General features: G+C 41.9%; 10 protein-coding genes. 9 read left to right on the top strand and 1 reads right to left on the bottom strand.

Annotated elements, in window-relative coordinates; genetic code table 11:
* Positions 1–67: 67 nt before the first annotated feature.
* Entirely contained in the window at positions 68–1,252 is a 1,185-nt protein-coding gene (locus ACLI08_RS02260) for a cytochrome-c peroxidase (protein ID WP_411426830.1), read from the top strand.
* An 11-nt stretch (positions 1,253–1,263) separates the two neighbouring features.
* On the opposite strand, the gene ACLI08_RS02255 is transcribed toward ACLI08_RS02260, so the two are convergent.
* Positions 1,264–1,854, bottom strand: a complete 591-nt coding sequence (locus ACLI08_RS02255; protein ID WP_411426829.1) for a riboflavin synthase — start codon at positions 1,852–1,854, stop codon at positions 1,264–1,266.
* A gap of 51 nt (positions 1,855–1,905) precedes the next feature.
* Here ACLI08_RS02255 and pdxA point away from each other — a divergent pair, with 51 nt between their 5' ends.
* From pdxA to ACLI08_RS02215, 8 genes are all read left to right on the top strand, one after another.
* Positions 1,906–2,964 carry a 4-hydroxythreonine-4-phosphate dehydrogenase PdxA gene (gene pdxA, locus ACLI08_RS02250; RefSeq protein WP_411426828.1) on the top strand — a complete coding sequence of 353 codons (1,059 nt, stop codon included), beginning with the start codon at positions 1,906–1,908 and terminating at the stop codon, positions 2,962–2,964.
* A 121-nt stretch (positions 2,965–3,085) separates the two neighbouring features.
* Positions 3,086–3,631: a YceD family protein gene (locus ACLI08_RS02245; RefSeq protein ID WP_411426827.1), complete on the top strand. Its 546-nt coding sequence runs from the start codon at positions 3,086–3,088 to the stop codon at positions 3,629–3,631.
* Between the two features lie 9 nt (positions 3,632–3,640).
* Entirely contained in the window at positions 3,641–3,835 is a 195-nt protein-coding gene (rpmF, locus tag ACLI08_RS02240) for a 50S ribosomal protein L32 (RefSeq protein ID WP_411426826.1), read from the top strand.
* Between the two features lie 173 nt (positions 3,836–4,008).
* Positions 4,009–5,007: a beta-ketoacyl-ACP synthase III gene (locus tag ACLI08_RS02235; RefSeq protein WP_411426825.1), complete on the top strand. Its 999-nt coding sequence runs from the start codon at positions 4,009–4,011 to the stop codon at positions 5,005–5,007.
* A gap of 28 nt (positions 5,008–5,035) precedes the next feature.
* A complete protein-coding gene (accB, locus tag ACLI08_RS02230; RefSeq protein WP_411426824.1) occupies positions 5,036–5,527 on the top strand; it encodes an acetyl-CoA carboxylase biotin carboxyl carrier protein in 492 nt (163 codons plus the stop codon).
* A gap of 88 nt (positions 5,528–5,615) precedes the next feature.
* On the top strand, positions 5,616–6,965 hold the full coding sequence (accC, locus tag ACLI08_RS02225) for an acetyl-CoA carboxylase biotin carboxylase subunit (RefSeq protein WP_411426823.1): 1,350 nt from the start codon (positions 5,616–5,618) through the stop codon (positions 6,963–6,965).
* A 68-nt stretch (positions 6,966–7,033) separates the two neighbouring features.
* Positions 7,034–8,266: a serine hydrolase domain-containing protein gene (locus ACLI08_RS02220; RefSeq protein ID WP_411426822.1), complete on the top strand. Its 1,233-nt coding sequence runs from the start codon at positions 7,034–7,036 to the stop codon at positions 8,264–8,266.
* Positions 8,267–8,301: 35 nt separating this feature from the next.
* Positions 8,302–8,799: a hypothetical protein gene (locus tag ACLI08_RS02215; RefSeq protein WP_411426821.1), complete on the top strand. Its 498-nt coding sequence runs from the start codon at positions 8,302–8,304 to the stop codon at positions 8,797–8,799.
* Positions 8,800–9,121 lie beyond the last annotated feature (322 nt).

Here is a 9,121-nt window from a genome sequence, read left to right as displayed (position 1 = left end):
TGTTAAATCGTGTTGGGTGGTGTAACTTATTGTTTCATATAGAAACATATTGGCATACCAATATTATATGAAATCAATACTATCCCTTATCCCTGTTTTATTTTTAATGTCTTGTGGTACTGATCCCGGTTATACGTCTTTTGATGACGGCCAGGATACCTCAGTACTTAATTTACCCGAACAGCCGTATAATTACAGTAACATACAACTGCCTGCATATTTTAATACCAATGACGGAGGTCTGTTGCCCAGTGCCGTTACCGGTATAGATAATACACCTCAGGACAATCCGATAACCGATGACGGTGCTACCCTTGGCAGGGTGTTGTTTTATGACCGCAACCTTAGTTTAAACCGTTCTACGGCGTGTGCCAGTTGCCATAGGCCAGAGGCGGCCTTTGCCGATTCCAGTCCGTTTAGTTCAGGTTTGTATGGGGGCAAAACCAAAAGGAATTCCATATCGCTCATTAATTCTCGTTTTTATAAAAGAGGGCGTTTTTTTTATGACGAAAGGGCATCGTCTCTGGAAGCGCAGGTACTTATGCCGATGCTTGATCATACTGAAATGGACATGACGGCAGATTTGGTTTTACAGCGCGTAAGAGAGCAGGATTATTATGCAGATTTATTTGTAAAAGCATTTGGTTCCGGTACGGTAAGTTCAGAACGCATTGCTTCGGCGTTGTCGCAGTTTATAAGGAGCATTGTTAGTTTTAAAAGCAAATATGATGAAGGAAGGGCTCAGGTTTCGCGGATGGTAGATCCTTTTCCTAATTTTTCTGTACAAGAAAACAGGGGTAAAGAATTGTTCCTGAAATCGTATGCCGATGGCGGTGTTAGTTGCTACGCCTGTCATACAACAGAAGGATTTGTGGCGCCTCCCATGGGTATGGGTAATAACGGGCTGGATGCCTTATCTGTTAATGACCTGGGAGCATACAGCTTCTATGGCAATGAGAGTCTTAAAGGAGCGTTTAAAATCCCGACATTACGTAACATAGTACATTCGGCACCTTACATGCACGACGGCCGTTTTCGTACGCTGAGACAGGTAATAGAGTTTTATAACAACGGAGTGCAGCCCCATCCAAATCTATCGCCCTTGCTAAAGGGTGTAGATGGTTTACCCAGAAAGTTAAATCTTTCGGAAAATGATATACAGGCGCTGATTGCTTTCTTGTATACGTTAAATGATACAAGCCTTCAGTCTGATCCTCGTTGGTTAGATCCATTTATCAATCAGCACCTGTAATCTGTAAAATGTTATTTTCTTAATGCGTGCAGCCTCGCTACGTATTTGCCTACTACATCAAACTCCAGGTTTACCGTTGTTCCCACTTTAAAGTGTTTAAAGTTGGTATGCTCATAAGTGTATGGGATAATAGCTACGCTAAACGCGTTTTCTTTAGAATTAACCACGGTTAGGCTGGTACCGTTAACGGTAATCGATCCTTTTTCTATGGTAATGTTATTTGCTGCAGGGTCATATTCAAAGGTAAAGTACCAGCTTCCACCAGCTTCTTCCACTTGTGTGCAAACGCCGGTTTGGTCTACGTGTCCCTGCACTATGTGTCCGTCCAGGCGGTCGCCCAGCTTCATGGCACGTTCCAGGTTTACCTCAGTACCTTCGGTCCATTCACGCAGATTGGTTTTCTCCAGTGTTTCCTTAATGGCGGTTACGGTATAGGTATCGGCATCTATAGCCACCACGGTAAGGCAAACACCGTCGTGTGCCAGGCTTTGGTCTATCTTTAATTCGTGGGTAATGCTGCTCGAAAATGTAAAGTGTATATTTTCGTTTTCGCGCTCTATGCGTTTTATAGTTGCAGCGGTTTCAATTATTCCTGTAAACATGGCGATTTATTTTCTAAATTTGTAGCACCAAAATTAAGCATATTTACAACCATGGCAAAAAAGGCAGAAAATGTAATTGTAGGCATATCTATAGGCGACCTTAACGGGGTAGGGCCAGAGGTGGTGCTTAAGACTTTTGAAGATACCCGGATGACCGAATTTTGCACTCCGGTTATTTTTGCCAATGTAAAAATTGTTTCGTTTATAAAAAAAGCGCTTAACCTTAATTGCAATGTGCACGGGATTGATAAGCTGGATCAGTTAGTACCGGGTAAAATCAACGTGCTTAACGTATGGAAAGAGGGTGTAAATATAGAGTTTGGTAAAAACGATGATGTTGTGGGCGGATATGCTGTTAAGTCGTTTGTAGCGGCGGTAGATGCATTAAAGCAAAAGCAGATAGATGTATTAGTTACTGCTCCTATAAATAAGTACAACATTCAGAGCGATGAGTTTAAGTTTCCGGGCCATACCGATTACCTGGATCAGGAGCTTGATGGTGATGCGCTAATGCTTATGGTTAACGATGGCTTACGCGTAGGCTTGCTTACAGACCATGTTCCGGTAAGCGAAGTGGCACAACACTTAAATGAAGAGCTTATCTTAAAAAAGATCCATACCATTAATAAATCTCTTAAGCAGGATTTCAGGATTAACAAGCCGAAAATCGCTGTACTTGGGTTTAATCCGCATAGTGGCGATAACGGTGTTATAGGCAGGGAAGACGAGGATGTTATTAAGCCTGCGCTTAAAAAGTTGTTTGAAGCAGGTGTGTTGGTTTTTGGGCCGTTTAGTGCTGATAGTTTTTTTGGCAACGGAAGCTACGAGAAGTACGATGCTGTAATAGCAGCGTACCATGACCAGGGTCTTATCCCGTTTAAAACCCTTTCGTTTGGTAACGGGGTTAACTACACTGCCGGTTTGTCTGGCATACGTACCTCGCCAGACCATGGTACAGCTTACGATGTGGCGGGGCAGGGTGTAGCCGACGCAAATTCGTTTAAAGAAGCCGTGTATTTAGCGCTGGATGTTTTTCATCACAGGGAGGAATATAAGGAGATTAGCAAGAATCCTTTGAAAGTGAGGGAAAAACAAGAAGAAAAAAAATAATCGATACGGTTTTGGATTTGCAATAATTTTATATCTTTGCACGCTCAAAACTGTTATTACTAATATGTTGCGCTGTGTTTACATACAAGTGAAACAGGTGTAGCAGTAAAAACTGGCTGAAATGAAAGTGAACAAGGAGTTTTTAATTCCGTTTGTGGGGTTAAAGCAGGGAAAGCACCAGTTTGAGTTTGATATTGATAAAACGTTCTTTGATGGCTTTGGCTTTGACGAGTATAACGACGTAAAAGTTAAAGTAGATCTTATTCTGGAGAAGAAAAGCACCATGATGGAGCTTTCGTTTAAACATAAGGGCTTTGTAAACGTGCCTTGTGATATAACGAATGAAGACTTTGACCTGCCTATTAAAGGTAAGCTAAAGTTGATTGTGAAGTTTGGTGAAGAATTCAATAATGATAACGACGAGATTCTTATACTTCCGCATGGTGAATATCAGATAGATATAAGCCAGTATGTTTATGAGATGATTGTGTTGTCTGTGCCAGGAAAAAGGGTGCATCCCGGAGTGAAAGACGGTACCGTAGGTGCCGGGATATTAGACAAGCTGGATGAGCTTGCTCCGAAAGAGCAACAAGAAGAAGAAAAAGAAGAAAAAAGTACTGACCCAAGATGGGACAGTTTAAAAAAACTATTAACGGATAAAAAATAATATAGTAAAATGGCACATCCTAAGAGAAAAACCTCGAAAACCAGAAGAGATAAGAGAAGGACGCACTATAAAGCGGTGGCTCCTCAGGTGGCTACATGTCCTGTAACAGGTGAAGCTCACCTTTATCACAGGGCTTACTGGCATGAAGGCAAAATGTACTACAGAGGCCAGGTAGTTATCGATAAGCAGGTAGCGGAAGCTTAATTGCTGAAAGTATAGGGTAAAACTCTCACTTTGTGGGAGTTTTTTTTGTTAAAGGGGTCGTTTTTTTTCTAATCCGGCTTTTTTTGACGCCCGTTTGTGAAAAATTTTGTAATTTCCACCACTTTTTAAAGCGGTTTTTGCTTTTTAAAGTGTGTATCTATTTACCTTAAATTATGAGTAAAATTACAGCCGCTATTACCGCTGTGGGGTCTTATGTGCCTGATTTCAGGCTTACAAACGAAGTTTTGGAATCTATGGTAGATACCAATGACGAGTGGATTACTTCGCGTACCGGTATTAAAGAAAGGCGTATTCTTAAAGATGCTGATAAAGGTACTTCCTATTTGGCAATCAAAGCTGCTCAAAATCTTATTGAAAAGTCGGGTGTTAATCCTGAAGATATTGACGCTGTTATAGTGGCTACTGCTACTCCGGATCAGCCTGTTGCTGCTACTGCAGTGTACGTGGCTACTAATATAGGTGCGGTTAATGCCTTTGGGTATGATTTACAAGCTGCCTGTTCCAGCTTTCTGTACGGTATGAGTGCATCTGCCGCGCTGATTGAAACAGGCCGTTACAAGAAAGTGTTGCTTATAGGTGCCGATAAAATGTCGTCTATCATAGACTATACAGATCGTGCTACCTGTATTATATTTGGCGATGGTGCCGGTGCAGTATTATTTGAGCCAAACCACGAAGGGCTTGGGCTGCAGGATGAAATACTAAGGAGCGACGGTGTAGGCCGCGAATTCCTTCGTATAGAGGCCGGTGGTTCACTACTGCCTGCAAGCCATGAAACGGTAGACCAGGGTAAACACTTTGTATACCAGGATGGTAAAACGGTATTTAAATATGCTGTAAGTAATATGGCCGACGTTAGCGCGCGCATTATGGAAAAAAATAGCCTTACCCAGGATGATGTGGCTTACCTTGTAGCACACCAGGCAAACCGCCGTATTATAGATGCTACTGCAAGCCGTATGGGTGTAGACGACTCTAAAGTGCTGGTTAACATAGAAAAATACGGTAATACTACCAGTGCTACGCTACCACTTGTACTAGCCGATTTTGAACACCTGTTTAAAAAAGGAGATAATATTATCTTTGCTGCTTTTGGCGGAGGCTTTACATGGGGTTCTATTTACCTTAAGTGGGCATATACTAAGAACTAAACAAACTACAATATAATAAACGGAACTTATGGATATCAGAGAAATTCAAAACCTAATTAAGTTTGTGGCAAAATCCGGGGCCACAGAAGTGAAACTGGAGATGGATGATTTTAAAATCACCATTAAAACTACTGCCGAAGGTGCTGCTTCTGAAGCCACTGCTTTTGTTCAGCATATCCCTGTAGCTCAGGCTGCTGCCCCTGTTGCCGCTCCTGCCGCTGCGCCTGTTGCTGCTGCGCCGGCTCCTGCCGCTGCTCCTGCTGCAGATGAAAATGCAAAATACATAACTATTAAGTCGCCAATAATCGGTACACTGTACAGAAAACCATCTCCGGACAAGCCTTCATTTGTAGAAGTGGGCAGCACTATAAGCAAAGGAGACGTAGTGTGTGTTATTGAGGCTATGAAGTTATTTAACGAAATAGAATCTGAAGTATCAGGTAAAATAGTTAAGGTACTGGTAGACGATGCCTCTCCGGTAGAGTTTGACCAACCACTATTCCTGGTAGATCCATCTTAATTTATTTTAAATTTTGAATTTTGAATGATGAATTACATCGTTCAAACCATTTAAAATTTATAATTCATCATTTAAAGTAACAAATAAGATGTTTAAAAAAATATTAATTGCTAACAGGGGAGAGATTGCACTGCGTGTTATCAGGACCTGTAAGGAAATGGGCATTAAAACCGTGGCGGTTTATTCTACTGCCGATGCGGAAAGCCTACACGTAAAGTTTGCCGACGAAGCCGTATGTATAGGCCCGCCGCCAAGTAACCTTTCGTACCTTAAAATATCAAACATAATTGCGGCAGCGGAAATTACCAATGCCGATGCTATACACCCGGGTTACGGTTTCCTTTCGGAAAACGCACGTTTTTCTAAAATCTGTAAAGAGCACGGTATTAAGTTTATCGGTGCTTCTCCAGAGATGATTGACAAAATGGGTGATAAGGCTACTGCAAAAGCTACAATGAAAGCCGCCGGTGTACCATGTGTACCCGGATCTGAAGGTATCATTGAGTCTTATGAAGTTGCCGAAAAACTTGCTAAAGAAGTAGGTTATCCTGTAATGCTTAAAGCTACTGCCGGTGGTGGTGGTAAGGGTATGCGTGCTGTGTGGAAGGAAGAAGATCTTCGTAAAGCATGGGACAGCGCCAAGCAAGAAGCCGGTGCAGCCTTCGGTAACGATGGTATGTACATGGAAAAACTGATTGAAGAACCACGCCACATAGAAATCCAGGTGGTAGGTGATTCATTTGGTAAAGCATGTCACCTTAGTGAAAGGGATTGCTCTGTACAGCGCCGTCACCAGAAACTGACTGAGGAAACTCCGTCGCCGTTTATGACCGATGAGCTCCGTGAGCAAATGGGTGCAGCCGCTATTAAGGCTGCAGAATTTATCAGCTACGAAGGTGCCGGTACGGTAGAGTTCCTGGTAGACAAGCACCGCAACTTCTACTTTATGGAAATGAACACACGTATACAGGTAGAGCACCCTATTACTGAACAGGTAATAGACTACGACCTTATCCGTGAGCAAATAATGGTGGCTGCCGGTGTGCCTATTTCAGGTAAAAACTACCTGCCACAGCTACACTCTATAGAGTGCCGTATTAACGCCGAAGATCCGTATAACGATTTCCGTCCGTCTCCGGGCAAAATCACTACCCTGCACATGCCGGGTGGCCACGGTGTAAGGCTAGATACCCACGTATACAGCGGTTACACTATTCCGCCAAATTACGACTCTATGATTGCTAAGCTTATTACCACGGCACAAACCAGGGAGGAAGCTATAAACAAAATGAAGCGTGCGCTTGATGAGTTTATCATAGAAGGTATTAAAACTACCATTCCGTTCCACCGTCAGCTTATGGATGATCCTGCATATATATCAGGGGATTACACCACTAAGTTCATGGAAACATTTAAAATGAAGCCACTGGCTGAATAATATACCTGAAAGCTCCGCAGTATTGCGGAGCTTTTTTTATTATATTGGTTACTGCAAAAAACCAATTTATGAAATTACTATCGTTATTAGCGGCATGCGTTTTATTCTGCTCTTGTCAGAAAAACAAGCAAAATGAGCCTAGGGATGTGGTAGCGCGTATCCATACGAAAGACAGTCTTACAAACCAGTTATATGCATTGCAAAAACAAGGGTACTTTAATGGGGTGGGTGTTGCTATAGCTGATAGTAGCGGAACATTGTTTACAAAAGGTTTTGGGTTTCAGGATGTGCAGGCGAAGAATGCTTACACGCCGCAAACGGTACAAACCATCGGCTCTGTTTCTAAAACATTTATTGGTCTTGCTTTGCTTAAAGCTCAGGAGTTGGGTAAGCTAAAACTAGATGAAGATGCTACACGCTATTTGCCTTTTTTATTGCGTAACCCTCGTTTTCCTGATGCTGTAATATCTATTCGGAATATTGCTACACATACTTCAGGTATACAAGATACCGATGCCTATCTAAGGCACAATTATGTTCTGTACGATAATGGGGGGAGCGCTTACGATGGAGATGAAGTGATGAATAGCCCTGATAAAATAGAGTACTTGCCCGTATTTTTAGGTGATGCACTTTTTCCTGGGGGTAAGTATTATACGAAAGATGCCTGGGGTAATTATAAACCAGGAAGTAAATACGCGTATTCTAATTTTGGTGCTGCCATAGCAGCGTATGTCATAGAGCAGGCTACAGGAATGCAGTATCATGTTTTTGTAGAGAAATATATACTTAAACCCTTGGGGATGACTCATACTCGTTTTAATATAAGTAAAGAGGTCAGTAATAGTATATCTACGCTTTTTGCTGATTCTGTAACAGCAATTAAACCCTACCGTCTTATTACCTATCCCGATGGGGGTCTTGCGAGTAATGCGCGAGAAATGGGGTTGTATTTAAGAGAATTGATAAAAGGCTATAAGGGTACGGGTGTGCTGTTAAAACCGGAGAGCTATAAAGAGTATTTTAAACAGTACCTTACGGCGGATAATTTTATTGAGCCGAGGCGCACCAAAAATCCTTATTCCGATGAATATAATTCCGGGTTGTTTATAGCGCATACACCGGCAGGATTTATAGGGCATACTGGTGGCGACCCCGGCGTAGCGAGTTTGCTCTACTTTAATCCTAAAACGGGCAAGGGTGCTTACATGGTGGTAAATACAGGCATTAACAGCAAGCCCGGCATGAAGTGCTTTTACAACATGTATGATTTGCTGATAAAATATTCCGATAAATTGTAATACAGATTTTACTGCAAGCAAAAAAAATTGTATCTATGCCCACAGTAACTTACCACATTGATTTTATGAAAAAAAGTACCTTTAAAAAAATATTTTTTAGTGCTGCTGCCGTAGTTTTTACAACAGCAATGGCTTTCGCCCAAGATGGCGAAGCGGTAGCGGTAGATACTGTTGCCGTAGAAGTTGTACCTGTAGAACAGCCGATAGCAACCAAGCCTGCCGTTTCTATTGCTGCAGAAAAAAAAGGTCCGGATGCGCAACAGGCTGCCAGGGCTATATCTAACCAAATGAAAGAGCATCTTATACTTAATGATGCCCAAAACATGAAGGTATATATTGTTAACCTTGATTTCCTGAAGAAGACTTTTGAAAATAATAAAAATGCCGACAAGGCCGAGCGCAATAAAAGACAGCGTGGCCTTGAAGAGGAGCGCGATGCAAAACTGAAATCGGTTTTAAACGAAAAACAGTTTAAGGTATTTATTGCAAACCGCCCTATAGACCGAAAAAGAATTATACCGTACTACGAATAAGACTTTGTAAGCCCTGCCCTGTGCAGGGTTTGCTATTTATACGATGATTTAAACCAAGGCCTGTTCAGCAAATAAAATGTCTCGCTCATTAAAGATTTAAGGAGCTGAAAAAGCATTATTGTTATTTTTACAGGATGCTGTATACTTTAAAAAAATATAAGCCCCTTACCGGGGCCATTGTGTCTGCGTTTATAGCATTGCTGGGGTTTTTACCGCAAATGTTTCAACATCGTAGCGAAACTGTAGGCGCAGGAACCCTGTTAACAAACTTGCTGTCGGTTTTTCTATATGCTTATGCCTGCTGGCTGTTTAATATTTTTTT

This window comes from Flavobacterium sp. RNTU_13, assembly GCF_046614455.1.
In the GTDB taxonomy this organism is placed as follows: domain Bacteria; phylum Bacteroidota; class Bacteroidia; order Flavobacteriales; family Flavobacteriaceae; genus Flavobacterium.
This window is presented reverse-complemented; position numbering and strand designations above follow the sequence as displayed.

Bases quoted from the DNA above. Each gene is read 5' to 3' on its own strand.
- ACLI08_RS02260 (WP_411426830.1), top strand. From the start codon at position 68: ATGAAATCAATACTATCCCTTATCCCTGTTTTATTTTTAATGTCTTGT.
- ACLI08_RS02255 (WP_411426829.1), bottom strand. From the start codon at position 1,854: ATGTTTACAGGAATAATTGAAACCGCTGCAACTATAAAACGCATAGAG.
- pdxA (WP_411426828.1), top strand. From the start codon at position 1,906: ATGGCAAAAAAGGCAGAAAATGTAATTGTAGGCATATCTATAGGCGAC.
- ACLI08_RS02245 (WP_411426827.1), top strand. From the start codon at position 3,086: ATGAAAGTGAACAAGGAGTTTTTAATTCCGTTTGTGGGGTTAAAGCAG.
- rpmF (WP_411426826.1), top strand. From the start codon at position 3,641: ATGGCACATCCTAAGAGAAAAACCTCGAAAACCAGAAGAGATAAGAGA.
- ACLI08_RS02235 (WP_411426825.1), top strand. From the start codon at position 4,009: ATGAGTAAAATTACAGCCGCTATTACCGCTGTGGGGTCTTATGTGCCT.
- accB (WP_411426824.1), top strand. From the start codon at position 5,036: ATGGATATCAGAGAAATTCAAAACCTAATTAAGTTTGTGGCAAAATCC.
- accC (WP_411426823.1), top strand. From the start codon at position 5,616: ATGTTTAAAAAAATATTAATTGCTAACAGGGGAGAGATTGCACTGCGT.
- ACLI08_RS02220 (WP_411426822.1), top strand. From the start codon at position 7,034: ATGAAATTACTATCGTTATTAGCGGCATGCGTTTTATTCTGCTCTTGT.
- ACLI08_RS02215 (WP_411426821.1), top strand. From the start codon at position 8,302: ATGCCCACAGTAACTTACCACATTGATTTTATGAAAAAAAGTACCTTT.